This is a genomic window from Pedobacter sp. CAN_A7 (genome assembly GCF_015752175.1).
Classification (GTDB): domain Bacteria; phylum Bacteroidota; class Bacteroidia; order Sphingobacteriales; family Sphingobacteriaceae; genus Pedobacter.
In genome coordinates this window covers 594,150-613,648 of sequence record NZ_JADOUW010000001.1, presented here as the reverse complement: position 1 = coordinate 613,648, position 19,499 = coordinate 594,150, and the positions used below count along the sequence as shown (strand labels likewise).

The following is a 19,499-nucleotide window of genomic DNA, read 5'->3' as shown; positions in this document are numbered from 1 at the left end:
TTAATTTGTTAAAACAACAATTTTTCCTGCGCCAGCATTGCTTTCCATAGTACGGTGGGCTTCTGCTATATCATCGATATGGAAGGTGCGATTTAGATTAAGGCGAATCTTTCCAGCTTCCACATCGCGTATAAACTGCTGAAAGTGTTGTATACCTACGCTGATTTGACCGCTATCATAAACAGTAAGATGAACGGTAGCTGGAATAAAATCCATCGGTGCAAAATCACTCAGTGACCATTGCTCGGCCAACATCCCTGTCATACACACCGTTCCAAACTGAACAGTGCAGAGAAGGGAGTCTTTCAAGGAGAGTGTGCCTACCAGGTCAAGTACTTTATCAACACCTTTGGGAAAAATAGCTTTAATTTTCGTAGTCAAATGACCGTCGTCAATAAGTGCATGATCCGCCCCATTGCTTAATAGTAAGCCTTGTTTTGCAGGGTTTCTGGTAGTTGCTAGTACAATTAAGCCCTGTTGTTTTGCTAGCTGAGTGGCAAGCATGCCGATAGAAGATGTTCCCCCTCTGATCAGTATGGTTTCTCCCTTCTGAATTTTTAGTGCCAGATGAAGAGAACCATAAACGGTCTGGAACATTTCAGGCATTGCGCCTAATTTGTCCCAGGTTAACATGCTATCAAAAGGGATAACGAGCGACCTTGGTACAACGGTATATTCAGCATAACTTCCATCAAAATCTCTGCCCATACCTCCCATAAAAGCAGCAACGCTTTGGCCTTTTTTAAATTCTCCTGACGGATCACTTTCCACTTCGCCAACACACTCGATTCCAAGAACCCTTGGGAATTTTACTCCTGGAGAAAAACCCTTTCTTGTCATCAGCTCTGAGCGGTTAAGCCCAAAAGCTTTCACCTTGATGAGTACCTGGCCTTCATTAACTCCAGGCACAATCCTTTCTTCCAAAACGAAATTTTCAGGCCCACCAGGCTGGTACAACACTGCTGCTTTCATAGTCCGTATATGAGGGTTAAGCTTTGTTTTTACTATTGAATATGTAACGGAATATTTTCCAGTCACCATCTGTATTCCTTAGGATAAACAGGTCTCTTGTTTTTCTCTTAAGTTCCTGATTGTTTTTGAGATCAGTCAACTTTGTGTTGGCTTGTGCCTCTACAAAAGCATAGTTTCCTTCAACAATTACTTCTTTCACGGTAAAACCAATTTGAACACCGGTATTGGCAAAATACTTGTCATTGCTATTTCCTTGCGGTACGGGTTTAAACCCTTCAGGTATTAGTAAACCATCTTGGGTATAGAACGCTGAGATCGCCTGGCGATTTCCTTTATTCACCGCTTCTGCATAAGAAGAAATTAGTTGTTCAACTGTCGATTTTTCGATTTGCGTACTCATCTTTCTTAAAATTAATTATTATTTAATCTGTAATCAGCTACCGTATGGTATTTGATCTTATCACCTTCAAGAATAAAGGTGTCAGTGCCGACTGGTATTTTTGCAATGGAGGATTCGCTTGTCCATACAATATAAGCAACATGATCCTTTACACTTAACTGTATCATTTCAAAAGCAGAACCGGTTGGGATAGCGAAGAAAAACGCCTCAAAGAAATTCCTGATGGCTGCCAACCCGCTCAATGGCCCTGTTGGTGTAAATAATACTGAATCTTCGGTATAATCTTTCATGATTTCGTCAAGGTCGTTGCTTCCGAAGGCTGTTAGGTGATGTGTTAACACCTGGCTTGTTATTTCTTTAATTTCCATTTTTATTTTTTTAAACTGATTTATCTATTCTTTAATTTAGAAAGGGGAGGATGCTTCCCCAAACTGCAGGAAAGTTCACTAAAAAGGCAGGATGCGGTGCATTAGGGATGATACCCAATTGTGCGCGGGGAATCATTTTGTATGCTGCTAAAACAGTTTCCAATGGCGCATTTTGATCTTTTTCACCGGCCATCACCAAGACCGGACATTGGATCTTTCCTAAAGTTTCTTTGCCTATATTTAAGGAACTATAGTATTTGTTCATTGTGCTTAACCATTCGTCAAACCGTCGTGGTTCTGGGCTTAATTCAAGCTGTTGATTAAAGTAAAGGCTGTCCATTCCAAAAAGAATCTCTCTGGTATTGTTGAAGGTACGAAAGCCTTGTTTCCACTCTCCAGCACCAATGGCAATTAGTTTTCTTACTTTTTCAGGATGCATTGCCGCAAGAAAATAACCTGTGTAAGCACCATCACTGAACCCTAAAACAGTCGCACTGTCTTTGGTGACCGCATTAATAATTGCATGAACGTCCTCTGCTTTACGCTGGTAAGTTGGTCTATCTTTACCCATTTCTGATTTTCCATGTCCTCTGGTGGATATAGCGATGACCTGATGCCTTTTGGAAAGGCTATCTATTAATTGACCCATTTCGTAGGTAGATCCAACTATTCCTCCATGCAGAATCACTAGCGGTTTTCCTTTTCCATATAATTCATAATAAATCCTGGCATCACCGGTTTGTAGATAATGGCCTGCTTTAGGATTATTACCGTATGGTATTTCACTGGCTGGCATTGTCCCTGAATGCATAAAGTACCTTAACTGATTTAGGTCTTGGGAATTTCCCTTTAAAGCCAAAAAGCTAAGCAGTATGAATAGGAAAGATTTGATATTTAAATTCTGTATTTTCATTATAAAAGTCGGTGTATTTAGTTTTTTTTAATGCACAAAGCTTTAAACTTTAGTCTTACAAAGGTCTTCCTATTAATGTATGTTACCCTATGAACTTTCTTAAGAAATGCCCTTATACTAGTTTAAGTAATTTACTTTTTCAGGGTTGGATCAACAACAAGGGCGTTAAACTCATGATTTATTTTTTTATAAATCGGCGTAGGCTCAACGGTGATGATTACCTGGAACGTAGGACCAACGATCAATTCAAACAGGTGTCCACCGTGAACGCTACCATCCTGAATGGCTGTGCTTAAATGAGTGTGCGCTAGGGTTTTGTTTTTATATAAGGAAATGTCACCAGTCATGGAGGTAACTTCTGATGGTTCGTTGACAGGCACTGACTTAAACATTTTACGACTGGCTTCAAACCAGCCAAATTTTGCTGAAGTTGCATCCCCAAAGCCAGTGTAATGTGCATATTTTACTTGATATTGCTCGGCAAATGCAGCAAGACCCGACATTAATTCGTCGCCTGGAGAAAGCACCATGATATAATTTTTTGTTGCTCCGTTCGTGCTTAATAACCGAACCTTTGCGCCTGGCGCTTTGCCAGGTTGAGGTGGATCAGTAGGCGTTACATATTCCTGGGCATGGGCACTGAATGCCACACTCGCTAGTATTCCAACTATTGCAAACTTCCATGACAGCAAAGAAGCTTTCCTATTCATTAATCTTTTCATTGTTACGTTCTTTTGTACAATGCAAAGGTCGGCAGGGCAAAGAGAATTCCCCTATTAACTATCTTAAGAAATGCCCTTAAACTAAGTTAAGGATCAGGTTTTGTGAACTAGGCCTTTTCTAATCTTACTCAAAAATTCTGGAGTGATACCCAAGTAAGAAGCGATTTGCGTATTAGGTAGCCGGTTGGCTAAGTGTGGGTATTGTTCCAGAAAGGTTTGATATCGCAGTTCAGCTGTAATGCTGATGTTTTGTAAAACCCGGTTCTGTAACTCGATGTATTTTCTCTCTACAATGATTCTAAAGTTACGGTCAAATTTATGATAGCCGGTATACAGGCTCAACAAATCATTATGTTGGATCTGAAGCACCACAGCAGGCTCCATGGCTTCAATATAAACACCGCTGGCTTTTTGTGCATAAAAGCTTGCTAAGTCAGCTATCCAGTCGTTTTCTGAGGCAAACTGCAAATTATGTTCTTTGCCAGCCTGATCCATAGCGAACATTTTAAAGCATCCAGACACAATAAATGTAAAATGCTTGCATACATCTCCTTGTTGCAGAATGAAGCCGCGTCGCTTAACATGACGTTCGGTGAAACGAGCTATTAATTCCTCTTTCTCTTTTGCAGTCAACGGAAAGACCTTTTTAAAAGATTCAATTAATATCTCTGTAGAAATTTGCTTAGGATCTAACATTCGAAGAAATTAATAAGGTGCTAAATTAATACTTATCAAATAGAGATTACGCAACCTTTATAACAATTGTCTAATCCTCTGAAACGACTAAGTCTTTATTTTATTAATAAACCTTGGTTTTGGAATCATCTATGAATTCCACCCTTAAATGATAATATATTCTGTTATAGTTATGGTAGATGGCCGTTTAATAAGATAAAATGTAACTTTCTCGTTTACTATGTTGTCTTAGAGAAAACCCCTTAATTTACCAACAATGAAACCATATTTATTTCTTTTGCTTTGCTGTCTCAGTCTAAGATCATTTGGACAAAAAACTTCTGATTCTATTCATAGTGAAGAATTTAAGACTGAAAATGTTAAGTTCAATAGTGCTGGTGTGATTTTGGAAGGCTCTATTTTTATACCTAAACATACGGTTGCCGCGCTAGTCCTGGTCCATGGATCTGGTCAGGAAACCAGAATGAATAGTTTCGCTTCACTTTTAGCCGAAAACGGCATTGCAGTATTGACCTACGACAAACGTGGGGTAGGGAAATCTGGCGGAATATATGCCGGACCGGAAGTTGGCACTAATAACATTGATGCTTCAAATTTAGACCTATTAGCTATAGACGCAAGCGCCGCCACTGATGAGCTCTTGATTCATCTGACCACTACACGGATACCGTTGGGCTTAATGGGCTTTAGTCAGGCTGGGTGGGTAATTCCTCTGACTGCAGAAAAAAACCGAAAGGTAAAATTTATCACAATATTTAGTGGACCTGTTATCACAACCCTCGAACAACTTCGGTTTCAGTTTTATACGAACGGCGATTCGAAATTCTGGGAAACGCATAGTGAAGCTGATGCACGTGAACATATAAGTAATGACCCTGACAAGTATCAATTTGCGCCTACTGATCCGCGTGAAGTGCTTTCCTTGCTTACGATTCCCGGGCTTTGGCTCTATGGAGGAAAAGATATACAAGTTCCAGTAGGTTTATCCATAGAAAGAATCGAAGCTCTTAAAGCAATAGGAAAGCCATATAAGTATAAATTATTCTCAGAATTTGGCCACAATACTGCATTCTCAAATTCAAAGGAGCCAGTTAACTTTGCTATTCAATGGATTAAGTCCATGAGTAGCGGTATGTAAGGACAAGCCATGAGTAACAATTAAGCGTAATCAATATGTGCTAAATTTAAATACATGTCCTTATCACAATCCTGGTTTTATTATAAAATACAAATAGTACGTTATCCAATCGCGAATAACGTACTTCTTCAAATCAATATTAAAACGGAGATGTTTGAGCCAACCAACCTAATAGCTTTATCGTACAAATTTGAAGTATTAAAAGAGATTTGTATTGACTAGACAATGCTCGATAAAGCCAATTCCTTCTGTGCATCCAGTTCGACCAGACGCGATAAAAGTGAGGCGCGTATGTCGGTATAAGCATCCTTTCCTAAAGCCAATCTAAGGGGTGCTGTAGTGGCATCTACTACGTTTATCATGGCCTGAACTGTTTTATCAGGATCGCCCGTCAATGGAAATGTGCCGCTATCCACTAAGCGGCGAACATACCCTGCGGGTGTCTGATCATAAGCCTCAAGAACAGGAGCCGTAACCATACCTCCACCAAAATCAGTTTTATGCGCCCCTGGTTCTACGATAGTTACTCTGATGTTAAAAAGACTTACTTCCTGCGCCAATGTTTCGCAAAAACCTTCTATTGCCCACTTTGAGGTGTGATAATAGCTAAAATTAGGGTAAGTGGTCTGTCCACCCGCTGATGATACTTGTAAGATTCGGCCGCCACCCTGTGCTCGCAGATGAGGTAATGCGGATCGTATAATTTGTATTGAACCAATGACGTTCGTATTAATCTGTTGGATGATTTGATCGTCAGAAGCTTCTTCAGCAGCGCAAAAAAGTGCGTAGCCAGCGTTATTTACAATCACGTCAATCTGGCCTAGATCGGCAAATGCTTTATCTACCACACTTTTAATAGATTGCGTATGGGTAACATCAAGTTGAGCAATCCATAACTGATCACCATATTTCGCTATAAGTTCGTTTAACAACTCTGGCTTGCGTAAGGTAGCAGCTACCCGATGACCTTGATCTAATAATTTTTCTGTAAGTAAACGTCCCAAGCCAGAAGACGTACCTGTGATGAACCATGTTTTCATTTGTATAATATTTATAAAACAAAGTTACCGCTCGCTAGGGAGTGAATTAGGACGCTTTACAAACGAATACTATCGAAAATCAAACATTTTGTCTGACACCAGAAGGTGTCCTCCCTGTATGTAATTTAAAAGCTTGTGTAAAATGTGTAGGTTCATCAAATCCTAGACTATAGCTGATCTGACTGACAGTCCAGTCAGAATATAGCAGCAGCGCGTTGGCTTCCTGCATGATTCGCTCCATAATCAGTTTTTTAGTTGTGTATCCGGTAACCGCTTTTAGTGACCGGTTCAAATGGTTGGTATGAACTGCTAGCTGGTCAGCAAAGGCCTGTGCAGTTCGAAGTTTTATCCGCTGTGATGGTGTAACCATCGGAAATTGACCAGCGAGTAACATTTTGAAAGACTCGTTTAGCCGATCTGATGCAGTGTGTCCCTGCGATTCTAAACCTGGTGCCATTTTCATTGCAGCATGTATGCACTCCAGAACATATAGAAGAAGAAGATCGTACTTGTATTTATAGGATGATTCTTGTTCAGCAATCATTTTCAAGAAAAGATTGGTGAAAAAATCCTTTTGTGCATTATCCAAAGGGAAAATTGATTGGCTATTTGTGTCGAATACTGTCCAATCAGACTTCCTCAGGTAACTTTGCGATGGTAAGAAGTCTTCAGTGAACATGCAACTGTAACCACTGCATTTCTCGGATAGAACTTCCCAGCGATAGGGTACTTCGCGGTTGGTGAAAATCAGTGCACTCTGATCTGGCCTAATCTGATATTCCTTGTTCATGCTATGAAATGTTGCATGTCCGGTTGCCAATGTGACCTTATAAAAATCCTTGCGGCTATAAATACTCGAAGCCTCGATGCTTTCCGCAGAAAACTCGTCAAGTTTTATCGCAACGAAATATCCACCTATTCGTTTGTCGGTTTTTACAGTCTCTGGTACTGACGACGAATAATTGTCAAGGGTTTGCTGTTGGACCATAAACAAACATAATAAATTTGGTGGACGAATTTACAAAGCCTCCTTGTTTGTAGCATCTTCTTCGGCACAATACGTAAAACCTTCTCAAGGCATATTGAATGCTGCACTATTACAAGTTATCAACAGCACACCTTAATGCTAAAAATATTAGTAATTTTGCCGCTGTTAAACACCACATCTATGCTAAAGAATAACTTACCAAACCGGGATCGATTACTTGAACTCTTAGAAAATCCTGGACAGGTTACCGGCTTTGCGTCACCAGCTGGCGATCTCATCAGGTTAATAACATGCAGGACCTGGTGAAAGCTGCTTTGTTCGGATTAAAAGCGATTTACCGTAAAGAATATTTATTCCAAAAGGTGGAAGTAATGGCAACCGGACTTATTCCCGAAACAGAATTGCAGCTAAATATGTTTAGCCAATGGAATGGATCACTTAACGATAAATTGAGCAAAGTTATGGACGACATCAATAAACATTACGGCACTGGTACGTTAAGAATTGCAGCAGAAGGCAAAGAACAGAAATGGGCCATGCGGCGTAAGTTTCTTAGTAAATCCTATACAACTAGCTGGTCTGACATTATCAAAGTAACTTAAATCAGAATTATGTGCACACGGTACACGTTTTAAATACCGAAGTTAATCAGTCTTTTTGAAAAGTCCAGTACCCCAAGCACCGCATGCCGGAAATTCTCGATATATTCAGTGAGCCATTCTGGTTAGCTAAAGAAATAAACCCGGTTGATTTATAGAAATAAATGTGGCTGCGGTTAAAGGTTAATCAATGATAAGCCAGAATTTATATTGCCTATCAATAGGTCAGTAAATGACAGGTCGGAATCAACATTGGGGTGTGCAACCTGCTTGTCCATAAATTTATTAGATTTAATTTCCTGTAGCTCGTCATGAAGGGCAATTATTTTATATCGAAGGGCAAGTAATCTACTAGCTTGTTCTGTCAGGCTTTTTTCCAACGCTGCAATTTCAGTGTTATGTTTATTTCCAAATACATCACCTAACAGTATATTTATGGGAACCTCTAATACGTCTGCTATTTGGCGTAACCTAACTATTGTGACTATGGTTATGTTAGTTTCGATTTTTGAGAAGGCGGGTATGGATATGCCTAGTAAATTTGCAGCAATTGATTGAGACCATTCTTTTTTATGCCTGTAATGTTTGATTCGTTCTCCTAAATTATTCATAGTGTAGTTAATTGATTTTAATTATTTTTAATAAAATTGCTACTTTATCTTAACTGGTTATTCAATTCCAAATTTGAGTTACTCAACTATCATCATCAAAATCGACGGATTGGTAAATATGGTCTTCCAATTTAAATGAGGTTACGCAGGGCACTGCACCTCACTTCAGTTGGTTTTTTCAGAGCATTTCCTCATTTGGGAAATAATATTAGAGATGCCTTGTTCAGTAGTTCCAAAGAAATTCCCAATATGTCTGCGGGCTACGATATCCGTGATGCCGGGAAACAACCTGCAAAGCTGCTCAATCTTTTCCTTCGTATCTTTTGTCCTATAAATCACCGATTCACGTTCCAATTTGAGGAGCTGTTGAAGTAAAATGTTTCTTGATAAATTCAAAAACATCGGATTATCCTCACACAGTATTTTCCATTCATGATGCCTAATTTTTACTCCTGAGGCTTTTGAGTGGCATACCACGCCAATTTCAGATAGGGTGTTGTTTAAAAACCCATGGCCATCGGCTATGAATTCATTAGGACCAGAAAAACCCATGGTGTCCTCCTGAGATTCAGCTATATGGTATGTCCTTAACAAACCTTCATTGATAAAATAAATGTATTTTGAAACTTGGCCAGGCACAATGAGTGTGGACTTGTCTGGCACATTAAAGTATTCGCAACGATTGCGAAGGTCGTTGATCAGGCTATCAGACAGCGGGCCATGCGGTTTCAGGTGGTTAATGAAAGATGTAAAATGCATAAGGATTTTTCTAATATTAATTGGTTTTTATTTGGTTAGGGTTAATTTAATATTGTGTAGGAACTGTAAAGTGAGTGTGATTATTCTTTAAACTTTAATTTATTATTGTGTTCTTATGCTAATAAAGATTTTCAACCTGCTCGTAGAGATGATAAAAATGCTCCACGATATTCAAAATCGTCTATCAGAAAACGCTGTTGTCACAGAATTAATTATAAGCGATGAGTTGATGGATAATGCCGACGCTAAGCGCTTATTGCATGTGGGTGATAGCACCTTATACCGCTGGAGGAAGAGAAATCTTATCGAATCGCAGCTAATCGGAAACAAACACTATTATCGGAAATCTGATTTAGAGCGGATGTTGTAATCACAAGTCTAGTGGTCATTCTTGGAAAGGTTTTCATGAGCGTTAATATTTGGTTGTTGTAACACGCAAGGTAGTAATATTATTCAATGAGTAAAATGATTTATAATAAAATCTTTTACAAGTTAAATACTTGCGTTGTTGTGATCGGTCAAATCCGGTCAATTTTGCAAAAAACCCGGTCAAAACCAGTCAATTAGGTTTGGTGCCTAGGTTTTTCACATTTCATCAAATACTTTCGAATTCTAATCATAAAGAAAATGGAAAATATTAAGAAGAGAATGACTCGGCTACGGCTGGTAAATTATGTTTATCAAAAGGTTGTCCGCTCTATATCTCCTCTATATCTGGTTCGCGAAAACGTACACGGAATATACAGCAGATATACAGACAGCCAACACCTCATTGCAGCTAATTTCAGGAACTGGCCAACGCACAATAGGGTCTTTGTAAAAACGAAACAATTAATCAATCAAAACTAACGAATATGGCAATTTTACATCAAGGGCTTTTCGGACCCATTACCGGAAAAATTAGTGGAGTAGTAGCTTCCACGTGGAAAGGTATTAATTATGTGCGCGAGGCGTCGGAAAAAAACAAAAAACCACGAACAGCTGCACAAATAGCAGTACAAGAGAAATTTAAGTTTGTACACCAGCTGATTAAACCTTTATCGCCCTATTTTACGGCGGGGTTTTATCACAAGGCTAAGTATAGAACCGAATACAATGTAGGTTATAGCAAAAACTATAATGAGGCTTTGAGGGGTGTTTACCCAGATTTTGTTGTTGATTATGAAAAGATAACGATAAGCGAGGGCAGACTTGACCAATTGGAACAGGTAGTGATTACACAAATGACTTCACAAACGCTTGAAATTTCATGGGAGGTTGACTATTTGAGTAGGAACTATGCGTATGATGATCAACTGATGGTGGCTATTTTGTGTACGGAAATAGGTTTAGCTGATGGATTTATTGGTGGCACTATGCGTGACGATGCACACCTTACGTTTAAGTTCAGCTCTAAAATGGTTGGAAAAGAGATTGCTGTTTATGTAGGGTTATATGCTTTAAATCAACTACAGGTGTCGGACAGCCAGTTTCTGGGTAAATTCATTGCCGTATGAACCGCCACATGACACGTATGAAAGCATTGGTGCAGGAAGTGACGAATGCATCAAATGCTGCACTAGCTGCCCAAATGTTGAAAAAACGTTTGCTGGAAATCTCAGAAATAAACGTAGGCCTGTTCCAGGCCATCCGCGAGGAAGTGTTTAGCCAGGTAAGCGACCGCCTGGTAGAACGGCACCTCCAGCAAACTCAACATGATTGTATCCTGCTGCTCCAATTATTGGAGCAGCAGTGGCAAACTGGGTGCACCATGAAAATGGTAATGGTTAATTTGCTAGAAGAGGTATTAGATTATATGGAAACGCAGCACCACCGCTATTTCTGTTTAAAAAGCCAGGTACCGGAACGCAAGTTAAATTTAGAACTTGCCGAATTGACCGAACAGCTGAAATTATTAAGCACAGGTTTTAAGCGGAAAGGGGTGGACTTGCCTCTACAGGAATTGTTGTTAAAATGTTACCATGATTTTATTAAATCGCGGAAAGCCAGTTATGAAAAGCTGGCTTATATGAAACACCTGCAGACATCGTTAATAAACCTCTGCCGTGATGTACAGGCGGAAGATTTTACAAGGATTATGATGGAACACCTGCTATACCTGCGTTTTAATTCGGCCAGTTACGAAGGCTATTATAAATCGCGTTTATTAAAAAACCTTGATCAAGTGTATAACCAGACTGAGAAGTTAGCGTTGCTGTATCAAATGGAGAAAGTAATGAAAGGACAGCAGGAGCGGGGTATGGTTTGTTTTGATCCTTGTAGCCCGAGTTTGGTGGTGGTGTTAACTTCATTTATTAAGGCTGAGCTGAAGTACCTGCAAAAGAAACAGGGGATTGCATTGTTGGGCCAGCCGCCTGCGACGAAGAGAGGAGTGCTTGCTACCCAGCAGGTTCCGGATTACCGGGTGAAGGTTTCTATTTCTGCCGATGCCCTGGCTTACCTGGTGCGGTTAATGATCGAGTCGGAATTGATTATGGCTAATCCGAGATCGGAGTTGATGGTTTTTATTGCACGGAATTTTCAGACACCAGGGATTGGGAATGGGTATTTATCAGCGAATAGTTTGGGTACAAAGTATAAGCAGGTGGTGCAAACGACGGCGAAAAATGTGAACGCGGCGCTGGGCAGGATGCAGAAGATTGTGGCGAAGGAGTTTGGGTTGTGAAAACCCATTGCAAGTATTACTGTCAAAGAATTGATTCGTAAATCAATCCAACACTTGGTTTGCTCGTGCTACAGAAATTTTCAGACTGACAAATATGACATTCATGACACGTGAGCAGATGTATTTGTGTTAATTGAAAATTATATGTGACAACTAGGCCGATATATTGTTTCGGCTCAAGAATTGATAGGAGATAGTTGCCTTCAATGTAGGTTGAAGGGTTTATTGTTTAAGATACTAAATATTTGGGAGCTTTCCAAATAGCATTGCAGTTCTGAAGTGTCATGTAAATCCATTCTTATTCCTACAAGGAAATAGAGTAGAATCATGATTATCTGAAGAGTGTAGTTGATTGTATTCATAACATCATAATTATTGTTTAATAGCTTTACTAGGAGGAATTCTAGAATACCCGATCTATGTCGAAACATATGTGGATAGGTATTGAGGAAACAGAAGCTAATATCAGTTGTTAGCCGGTAATCTCAATTAGGTTAAGCAGCCAATTGGTAGCTTAATGTGTAGTGCCACATTGCAAGATGATTGGCCAAGGGTGGATTAAGGTATGTAAAGGTGAAAATCCTTAAATGATTAAGGTGGTCATTTACTAAGCAATGAATCACATTGTACATTAGCCAAAGACGTTAAAACTGATGGATCTCTTTGGCTAATGTCCCATTAAAACGCATGGAAAGCGAATCGTTATATACTGAAGACAACTGGAATGAGTTTTTCGAAAAGACCGTAAATAGGAACAAAATTAAAACCTATAAGCATTTCGATTATATATTTGATTTTCGAAATGAGGGTCATAAAGTTAAGGCTATGGTGAGCGATACTTCTCTGAGACAAGTCGCTGAACATTCTTTTACACCTCATCTTAAAATCCTGACCAAAACGCCCCGTTACAAGTTTGACGAAGAATCAGATACCTATAATTTAGAAACTAAGATTCGTCCAATTTCATTCGCATCCCATTTTGATTCTTATATCTATTCATTTTATGCTTTCACACTTAATCAAGCCTATCAACGATATATAAAAACTGGCGGATTTGAACAATGTGTTCTTGCATACAGATCAGATTTAAATGGAGCTTGTAATATTCAGTTTGCGAAAAGAGCTTTCGATTCTATCAAGTCTATGTGTCAGTCTCATGGAAAGTGCACGTCAATTGCATTGGACATCACTGGATATTTTGATAACATTGATCATACAGTCCTTAAGGAAAAGTGGTGTGACATAATAGGGTTGCCTAACCTTCCAAAAGATCAATACAAGGTTTTTAGATCACTCACAAATTATTCTTATGTCAGTAAGGCGAGTCTTCTAAAGCATTTCGACTTGGATTTAAATAAGTTTAATAATTGGAGGACATTATTAGATTTAATTCCAGCTGACTTAGCTGGTCCGTCTTATCGCGAAAAATTCGGTTTACTGAGAAAAAGGCAGTTGGTTGTGCGCAATAAACCAAAAACAGATAAAGATGGAAATATAACCTGCCGTGGCATACCTCAAGTGTCACAAATGAGCTCGGTATTGTCGAATATTTATTTGATTGATTTCGATAAATGGTTAAATAATCTCAGCAAAATATTGGACTTTCATTATTTCAGATATTGTGACGATTTACTAATTGTTTGTAAATCAGAAAATGCTAAATATTTGATTAGTGAAATCATTGCATCAATAAAAAATGAATTTAAGTTAACTATTCAAGAAAGGAAGTCTGAAATCATTGAGTTTAGACCAAATTGCAAAGGTATAGTTCGTGCATTTAATGCAAAAGGAGTTGATAAACGAAATATTTCAAAAAGTAACGAACAGAGATTTTATAAAAACCTTCAATATCTTGGTTTTGAATATAATGGAATGAATATTTACATACGACCAGGCAGTTTATCAAGATACTTCCGTATAGCAAAAGGAAGAATCTTAAAAACTATGATGATGGCTTATGGTAAAAAAACTAAGATTCAAAAAATTTATAGGAAGCAACTTTTCTTAAAGTACTCTCACTTCGGTAAAAGAAATTTCATTACGTACGCACAGAATGCATCTAAAAAAGAGTATAAAAATTCTGAGGGGATTATCCGAGAAGGCTTAAATTCTATATCTATTAAAAGACAACTTTCTGCACACTTTGGTATTCTTCAAAAAGAACTAGAAAAGGAAAGTGGGCAATTTTCAATAAAGAAAGGTGTTGATAATAAGATGTGATTTGGCTTAGTAAATTATTCAATACCTAAATTTTTGTGCTCGGTATAAGTAGTAAATAAGCGTCTTTTTACGCTTTCCCGTAAATCGAAGTGTAAATTATCGTTTACATTGTTTGCGTTTTACCAGGAAAAGCGGTGGAGAAACTGATGCCTCGCCTAAGGAAGTTGTCAAAGCAAACGGGTTTAACTTACCATGATGCCAGGGTAATGAAGCTAGAAAAACGATGGGGTAGTTGCACGCCCACAAACACTATTATTTTGAATATTAATGTGGTGAAATTGCCTTATTCATTGATCGATTATGTTGTAGTGCATGAGCTTTGCCACACGAAGGTTAAGAACCATTCGAAGGAGTTCTGGGCAGAGCTGTCTAAGCATTTACCAGATTGGAAAGCATTGGATGAAATAATGATGGGGCTGAGGTTGTAGGGGATGTTTAAATCCCCTACACAACATTATATTTTTAGCAGTTGGCCCCACGAGGGGTGAAATTAGTACAAATTCGTCGTAAATTTTGTATTTTTAAATGCCTCAGCAGCTAACAATATGTAAAATTTAGAGCTTGAAACTAAGCGGGAGATATATCTGAACACCATCAGAAACCTTAGGGCACATAATTTCAGCAAAGACCTGCCATTTCTTATCCTTTCTGAGAATCTTCCAGAAGGGCAGGTTTATAAAGAATTTGCTGATGGTCGTATTGAAATACAGGAAGTTGCATTTGCTGGAAGAAATTTCCGTACGCGTGTATTAGAGTTCTTAAAGGAATGCAGGCAGATAGCATTCGTAAAACTTATGAACTATTCTAAACCCACACTCCTAGTTATTTCAGGTCCTACTTGCCATTGTTTATTGGACTAAGGTGTAAGCATAGGCCTGATGACCAAATATTAAGGATTCGCTTTTAACCTGGGGTCGAAGGTAAACTTAGATACTCTAGCAACAGTAACTTTTGAAAAACCAGGATGATCAGGGTTTATCAAATAGTTATATTCTAAATCAATAATCGCTGAAGGAACTTTCAAGATCGCAGATTGACCATCACGGAGCCACTTGTCACCAATTTCTTGGGTAACAGGGTAATTTACAATTTGATGCCATTGATGATGTAGACGTTGCAGCTCTTCAGCTGGTATTTCATGGACGATCAGTGAATCGTCTATGTTAATAATGGAAAGAGAAAAATCACCGGATGCCAACGAAGCGCCACTTTTATGAGCGAGCATTTCGAGACAGGATAAGGCTAGACTACCTGCTGTATAAACAATTCGTTGTCCGGCTAAGTTCCACCGTGCCGCAATTCCAGGAGGATTTAAGGAGTTGGCATATCTGCTCTGGCTAATTCTATAAACAAACATTCGTTATACCGTAATGCCATAATCAATACGAATTAATTCATCCATAACCATGTTGATTCCGGTCATGGTATCCAATACATCAACTGGACGTGCAGACAGTGCGATACTTTCGTGCTTAAGCCAACTTTTAAATTCTTCTAAGGAGCCAAAGGTATCCATCCCTTTATCAAAAAGCTGGAACAGCTGTAAAATGTGTTCGCTAAGGCCAGTATTAAGCTCTTTTCCGGCTTTGATATGCTTCCGCAGGGTAGGTTCCGTTATATTAAGGATCTGGGCTAAATCCATTTGCGTAGCGCCAGTTATTTCAATTAAATCGCTGATGGCATGTGAATCCAGTCCGTTCTTTATGGCTATCAGTTTTGCCGAAGGTGATCTCAATGATCTTTGATAAGGTTTTAAGATTTCGATGGCTCTTTTAGTTGCCGGTTCAGTATTTTTAATTAAACCATACAATTGGCCTGCAGGCTCAGCGAAAGCAGAAGTACGCTTTGGAGTTACTTTACCGGAAGTAGAAATTCGTTTCTTAGTTGCCATATTTAAAGGTAAAAATTTTCTATTTGAAACGGAAATATTTTTGTTACAGAGCCACAAAAGAAATCATTGTAAAAAGCCATGCTGACAAGCATGGAAATTCAAAACGTTGATCTAGGTCAACGTTTCTTTATCAAATCATTATTATTTTTGTGCGATGATCTTAAAAAGTTTTATAGTATTTATTTTCATGGCTTTGCCTGTGGCAGCATTTGCTCAGGATAAAAATAATGAGGATCAATATTTGACTACAAACCGTCAACTTACCTTAAAGTCAGCTTATGCCTTGGCCGAAACTGCCAGAGCTAAAGCAGCTGCAATGGGTAAACAAGTATCAATTGCCATTTTAGACCAGTCAGGAGTAACTATTTTAATTACTGGTGGTGATGGTGTTGGCCCTCATAATACCGAAGCGGCCAGAAGAAAAGCTTATACAGCACTTTCAACCAAAACAGCAACGCTCACCTTAGCACGAAACGCAAAGATGAGTGGTGATAGCGAAACCTACCAGAGTTAATATTACTGGGTGGGGGTGTTCCTTTATGGCATAACAATTTAATTGTGGGAAGTATTGGCGTAGCAGGTGGTGGCGGTGCTGAAAATGACGACTTGATTGCAAAATCGGCAATACTACCAGTAGCCGGTATCACAACAAAAAAAGACTAAAACATGAAAAAAATTGTATTAAGTGTATTGTTAGGGTTGATCCTTAATTTTGCTTATGGACAGGCACCAACTTATCAGTTGTCGAGCCATATCCTTGATGTATCTACAGGCATGCCTGCAACTGGTGTTACTGTTCAATTGGAGAAAATTAAACGAAAAGACCAAAGCCTGGGTTTTTGTGGATAAAAAGGTTACAGATGGTCAAGGTAGGATCAAAGAATTTCTTAATCAACGCCAACAAAATAAAGGAATTTACAAACTTACCTTTTTTGTAAAAGATTACTTTACCAGCAAAAAAACGGAAAGCTTTTATCCGTTTGTTGATGTAGTGTTTCAGATACAGGATGAAAAACATTATCATGTGCCTATTACACTTTCAGCCTTTGGTTATTCTACTTACAGAGGGAATTAATAGCGCAAATGAAACAACGACTTCGTCGCCGTTATCGAACTGTAAACATCCGCCTGGTGGCGCCACAGCTCTGATTGCAAATGCTGGCTCTGAAAAAATTCATGCCCTTGGATTTATGTATGTGTTTAGTCCGGTATTAACTGGAGTATTGATCCTCCTTTTAGTGGCAATTGTATTTAACAATGCCACGCCACACCGGCAGTACCCACATAACAAACACTGGTATAAGCTTTGGAAACGAAATTATAAGCCTAAAAGACGTGTATAATGCCAACGCCTCAGGTAGATTTCTTTATTGCGGCTGCCAGAATCTTCACCGAACGTTCCAACTCCTCTACGGTCTGATTTCCAAAACCAAGTCTCATTGCCGTTAGGCCTCTTTTTTGGTAAAGTAATGTTTGGGGTAAATAAAGTTGATTACGCATACAGTTATTACTGATTCGCATCAGGTTAAGCTCCGCTTTCCATTTTGTCCACACTGCTAACCCACCAGCAGGTACATCAAATGAAACAAATTCATCCAAATGTGTTTGCAGTAGTGTGCAAAAAGCATTTCTGCGTTCCATATAGACCTTTAATGTTTTTTTTAAATGCCGCTGTATTTGTCCTTCTTCCAACAGTTCAGCCAACGTTTGCTCCATTAACAAATCTCCTTGCCGGTCTATTAAACCTCTTAATTTACCCAGTTCCTTAATTAGATTCTCTGGGGCAACCAGGTAACCGCATCTGAAACCAGGGGCAAGTGACTTGGCGAAAGAGCCAATATAAATCACCATTCCCTGGGTATCTGCACTGGCAAGCGGCAAAATAGGATTGCTGTCAAACTGAAAATCGTAATCATAATCATCTTCCAGAATGATAAACCCATAAATTGACGAAAGTTGTAACAGCGCAGCACGCCTTTGCGCACTTAAAGTTACTGTTGTTGGATAATGCTGATGGGGGGTGAGGTACAACATCCTGATTGTATATAGTTTGCACAGCTCCTCAACAGCATGCACATTGATACCCTGCTCATCGACGGGCGCCGAAACTATTTTAGCCCCCACTTTTTGAAAGATCATGTTGGCCACATAATAGCTTAAATCTGCAACTAGCACAAGATCTCCTCTTTGAAGTAACAATTCTGCAGCCAGGTAAATTCCCATGTCTACACCTCTGGTCACCATAACATTGTTTTTAGAAATGTGTAGACCCCTTGTATTATTTAAATAAGTGGTTAACAATTCTTTGAAATATTCACTGCCTTCATTTGGAGTAAAGCCCAGGTGCTTCAAATTGCTTTTACGTTTTAAATTAGTGCCATACACTCTCGATAAATCTGCTAAAGGGGCTAGCCGTACATCCGGCAGTCCATCTGTAAATTCCAGTTCAGCGCTTGTTTTAACCACGCTGAGATCCAGTAAAATGCTTTTCTTAAAGTTATAACCTGTCCATGCAGGGTAGCCTGCTATTAGTTTTTGATGATGCTTTGAAGAATCGGTGTGTATCGGTTGGAATTTAGTGCATACGAAAGTTCCTTTGTTGGGTCTGACCTCTATCCAGCCCTGGGCGTCAAGCTCATCATAAGCAGCAATGATCGTTTTCCGGTGTAAGTCCAGCAAAGCTGAAAGTTGTCTGCTGCCTGGAAGCTGGATTCCAGGTGCAAGGAGGCCCCGTTGAATGGCAATGATCAACTGGTAAGCCAGTTGAAGGTATACGGCTCTATCCGATTTCCTATCAATTTGAATTAAATTCTTAAATGGTATTCTAACCGGACTACTCATAAACTATAAACTGGCTCCTTTGATGATCCGGCAAGATACTAAGTTTGGTCAAAAATTAATAATGCCCATGCAACAACTATTATCTCATATCATTAGTCAAGAAACTAGTCATGCGCAATTCTTAAATACGCTATCTTTTATGGAGAATGCGGGTGCCAGAAAGATTTCCGCGTGTGAGCATCCTGAAACGGTAAGTTTGATGATTTTAAAACATGCCGCAGAGGAACATCGCCATGCTTATTATTTAAAAAAACAGCTGAATAAAGTTTTTCCCGGCAAATGCGCTACTTACGCAAGGGAAGCTTTATTAGCGCCTTCAGAAAGTTGTTTTTATTTGAATAAGCTGGATGTGTTATCTAGTAGGTATTTAAAAAAAGAAATGGGCTTGACTGGGGCCAGTCTACGTTACGCAGCTTATTTGTTCGTTACTTATGCCATTGAATTAAGGGCCGATGAGCTTTATCCGCTATACCAGTTTGAGCTTAGTAAAGTTCAGCATAAAGTTACGGTGAAGTCGATCATCCTTGAAGAAGCAGGTCATTTGGAAGAAATGATCTTGCAGCTGGAGCATTTTTCGGCAGACTGGCAAACTCATGCCACAGTAGTCATTGACATAGAGCATCAACTATTCAAAAAATGGATTGCTGCCATGCAGCAATCCATAACGATATAATGT

Annotated in this window: 26 protein-coding genes; 13 read left to right on the top strand and 13 right to left on the bottom strand. The window is 39.1% G+C overall.

The genetic code is table 11. The features are described 5' to 3' along the window. The 6 genes from IWX76_RS02875 to IWX76_RS02850 all read right to left on the bottom strand — a co-directional run bounded on the left by IWX76_RS02875 (window position 1) and on the right by IWX76_RS02850 (window position 4,071). On the bottom strand, window positions 1-972 hold the full coding sequence (locus IWX76_RS02875; RefSeq protein ID WP_196858359.1) for a zinc-binding alcohol dehydrogenase family protein: 972 nt from the start codon (window positions 970-972) through the stop codon (window positions 1-3). A 16-nt stretch (window positions 973-988) separates the two neighbouring features. Continuing rightward, window positions 989-1,372, bottom strand: coding sequence for a YybH family protein (locus IWX76_RS02870; RefSeq protein WP_196858357.1), 384 nt, complete (start codon window positions 1,370-1,372; stop codon window positions 989-991). An 11-nt stretch (window positions 1,373-1,383) separates the two neighbouring features. Next, the gene (locus IWX76_RS02865; protein ID WP_196858356.1) at window positions 1,384-1,740 is read right to left on the bottom strand and encodes a nuclear transport factor 2 family protein; all 357 of its coding nucleotides are present in this window, start codon (window positions 1,738-1,740) and stop codon (window positions 1,384-1,386) included. A gap of 31 nt (window positions 1,741-1,771) precedes the next feature. Further along, window positions 1,772-2,551 carry an alpha/beta fold hydrolase gene (locus tag IWX76_RS02860; RefSeq protein WP_196858354.1) on the bottom strand — a complete coding sequence of 260 codons (780 nt, stop codon included), beginning with the start codon at window positions 2,549-2,551 and terminating at the stop codon, window positions 1,772-1,774. Window positions 2,552-2,784: 233 nt separating this feature from the next. Further along, entirely contained in the window at window positions 2,785-3,375 is a 591-nt protein-coding gene (locus IWX76_RS02855; protein WP_196858352.1) for a PPC domain-containing DNA-binding protein, read from the bottom strand. 93 nt (window positions 3,376-3,468) lie between these two features. Further along, window positions 3,469-4,071, bottom strand: coding sequence for a Crp/Fnr family transcriptional regulator (locus tag IWX76_RS02850; protein WP_196858350.1), 603 nt, complete (start codon window positions 4,069-4,071; stop codon window positions 3,469-3,471). A gap of 256 nt (window positions 4,072-4,327) precedes the next feature. Here IWX76_RS02850 and IWX76_RS02845 point away from each other — a divergent pair, with 256 nt between their 5' ends. After that, on the top strand, window positions 4,328-5,209 hold the full coding sequence (locus IWX76_RS02845) for an alpha/beta hydrolase family protein (protein ID WP_196858349.1): 882 nt from the start codon (window positions 4,328-4,330) through the stop codon (window positions 5,207-5,209). Window positions 5,210-5,427: 218 nt separating this feature from the next. Here IWX76_RS02845 and IWX76_RS02840 read toward each other — a convergent pair whose 3' ends face one another. Both IWX76_RS02840 and IWX76_RS02835 read right to left on the bottom strand, forming a co-directional pair. Next, window positions 5,428-6,249: an SDR family oxidoreductase gene (locus IWX76_RS02840; protein WP_196858347.1), complete on the bottom strand. Its 822-nt coding sequence runs from the start codon at window positions 6,247-6,249 to the stop codon at window positions 5,428-5,430. Between the two features lie 79 nt (window positions 6,250-6,328). Continuing rightward, window positions 6,329-7,237, bottom strand: a complete 909-nt coding sequence (locus tag IWX76_RS02835) for a helix-turn-helix domain-containing protein (RefSeq protein WP_196858345.1) — start codon at window positions 7,235-7,237, stop codon at window positions 6,329-6,331. A gap of 290 nt (window positions 7,238-7,527) precedes the next feature. On the opposite strand from IWX76_RS02835, the gene IWX76_RS02830 reads away from it, so the two are divergent. Continuing rightward, window positions 7,528-7,839: a DUF4113 domain-containing protein gene (locus IWX76_RS02830; protein WP_196858343.1), complete on the top strand. Its 312-nt coding sequence runs from the start codon at window positions 7,528-7,530 to the stop codon at window positions 7,837-7,839. A gap of 173 nt (window positions 7,840-8,012) precedes the next feature. Here IWX76_RS02830 and IWX76_RS02825 read toward each other — a convergent pair whose 3' ends face one another. Together IWX76_RS02825 and IWX76_RS02820 are read right to left on the bottom strand one after the other, a co-directional pair. Next, entirely contained in the window at window positions 8,013-8,447 is a 435-nt protein-coding gene (locus tag IWX76_RS02825) for a helix-turn-helix domain-containing protein (protein ID WP_196858341.1), read from the bottom strand. A 165-nt stretch (window positions 8,448-8,612) separates the two neighbouring features. Next, a complete protein-coding gene (locus tag IWX76_RS02820) occupies window positions 8,613-9,206 on the bottom strand; it encodes a Crp/Fnr family transcriptional regulator (RefSeq protein WP_196858339.1) in 594 nt (197 codons plus the stop codon). 157 nt (window positions 9,207-9,363) lie between these two features. Between IWX76_RS02820 and IWX76_RS02815 the strand changes: the two genes are divergently transcribed. The 5 genes from IWX76_RS02815 (at window position 9,364) to IWX76_RS02795 (ending at window position 14,519) form a co-directional block, all read left to right on the top strand. Continuing rightward, window positions 9,364-9,576, top strand: coding sequence for a helix-turn-helix domain-containing protein (locus IWX76_RS02815; RefSeq protein ID WP_196858337.1), 213 nt, complete (start codon window positions 9,364-9,366; stop codon window positions 9,574-9,576). A gap of 484 nt (window positions 9,577-10,060) precedes the next feature. After that, on the top strand, window positions 10,061-10,702 hold the full coding sequence (locus IWX76_RS02810) for a DUF6266 family protein (protein ID WP_196858335.1): 642 nt from the start codon (window positions 10,061-10,063) through the stop codon (window positions 10,700-10,702). Between the two features lie 8 nt (window positions 10,703-10,710). Beyond that, window positions 10,711-11,871, top strand: a complete 1,161-nt coding sequence (locus IWX76_RS02805; protein ID WP_196858333.1) for a hypothetical protein — start codon at window positions 10,711-10,713, stop codon at window positions 11,869-11,871. A gap of 687 nt (window positions 11,872-12,558) precedes the next feature. Continuing rightward, complete coding sequence (locus IWX76_RS02800; protein ID WP_196858331.1) at window positions 12,559-14,091, top strand: reverse transcriptase domain-containing protein; 1,533 nt, start codon at window positions 12,559-12,561, stop codon at window positions 14,089-14,091. Window positions 14,092-14,225: 134 nt separating this feature from the next. After that, the gene (locus IWX76_RS02795; protein ID WP_334641053.1) at window positions 14,226-14,519 is read left to right on the top strand and encodes a M48 metallopeptidase family protein; all 294 of its coding nucleotides are present in this window, start codon (window positions 14,226-14,228) and stop codon (window positions 14,517-14,519) included. Window positions 14,520-14,980: 461 nt separating this feature from the next. On the opposite strand, the gene IWX76_RS02790 is transcribed toward IWX76_RS02795, so the two are convergent. Together IWX76_RS02790 and parS are read right to left on the bottom strand one after the other, a co-directional pair. Next, window positions 14,981-15,448 (bottom strand): RES family NAD+ phosphorylase, encoded by a 468-nt coding sequence (locus IWX76_RS02790; RefSeq protein ID WP_196858328.1) that lies wholly within the window; start codon window positions 15,446-15,448, stop codon window positions 14,981-14,983. 3 nt (window positions 15,449-15,451) lie between these two features. Beyond that, on the bottom strand, window positions 15,452-15,982 hold the full coding sequence (gene parS, locus IWX76_RS02785; protein ID WP_196858326.1) for a type II RES/Xre toxin-antitoxin system antitoxin: 531 nt from the start codon (window positions 15,980-15,982) through the stop codon (window positions 15,452-15,454). Window positions 15,983-16,136: 154 nt separating this feature from the next. Between parS and IWX76_RS02780 the strand changes: the two genes are divergently transcribed. Genes IWX76_RS02780 through IWX76_RS02765 form a run of 5 tightly spaced genes read left to right on the top strand, consistent with a single transcriptional unit; the run spans window position 16,137 to window position 17,325 of the window. Continuing rightward, the gene (locus IWX76_RS02780) at window positions 16,137-16,496 is read left to right on the top strand and encodes a heme-binding protein (RefSeq protein WP_196858324.1); all 360 of its coding nucleotides are present in this window, start codon (window positions 16,137-16,139) and stop codon (window positions 16,494-16,496) included. A 44-nt stretch (window positions 16,497-16,540) separates the two neighbouring features. Then, window positions 16,541-16,645, top strand: a complete 105-nt coding sequence (locus IWX76_RS02775; protein WP_334641052.1) for a hypothetical protein — start codon at window positions 16,541-16,543, stop codon at window positions 16,643-16,645. Between the two features lie 3 nt (window positions 16,646-16,648). Beyond that, a complete protein-coding gene (locus tag IWX76_RS18035; protein WP_334641346.1) occupies window positions 16,649-16,831 on the top strand; it encodes a hypothetical protein in 183 nt (60 codons plus the stop codon). Further along, window positions 16,743-17,057, top strand: a complete 315-nt coding sequence (uraH, locus tag IWX76_RS02770; protein WP_334641051.1) for a hydroxyisourate hydrolase — start codon at window positions 16,743-16,745, stop codon at window positions 17,055-17,057. The genes IWX76_RS18035 and uraH overlap by 89 nt, the downstream gene beginning before the upstream one ends. Beyond that, on the top strand, window positions 17,005-17,325 hold the full coding sequence (locus IWX76_RS02765) for an HPP family protein (RefSeq protein ID WP_334641050.1): 321 nt from the start codon (window positions 17,005-17,007) through the stop codon (window positions 17,323-17,325). Before uraH ends, IWX76_RS02765 begins: the two co-directional genes overlap by 53 nt. Window positions 17,326-17,335: 10 nt before the next feature. On the opposite strand, the gene IWX76_RS02760 is transcribed toward IWX76_RS02765, so the two are convergent. Further along, window positions 17,336-18,823, bottom strand: a complete 1,488-nt coding sequence (locus tag IWX76_RS02760) for an aminotransferase-like domain-containing protein (protein ID WP_196858321.1) — start codon at window positions 18,821-18,823, stop codon at window positions 17,336-17,338. A 67-nt stretch (window positions 18,824-18,890) separates the two neighbouring features. On the opposite strand from IWX76_RS02760, the gene IWX76_RS02755 reads away from it, so the two are divergent. After that, the gene (locus IWX76_RS02755) at window positions 18,891-19,496 is read left to right on the top strand and encodes a hypothetical protein (RefSeq protein ID WP_196858320.1); all 606 of its coding nucleotides are present in this window, start codon (window positions 18,891-18,893) and stop codon (window positions 19,494-19,496) included. The last annotated feature ends 3 nt before the right edge of the window (window positions 19,497-19,499 follow it).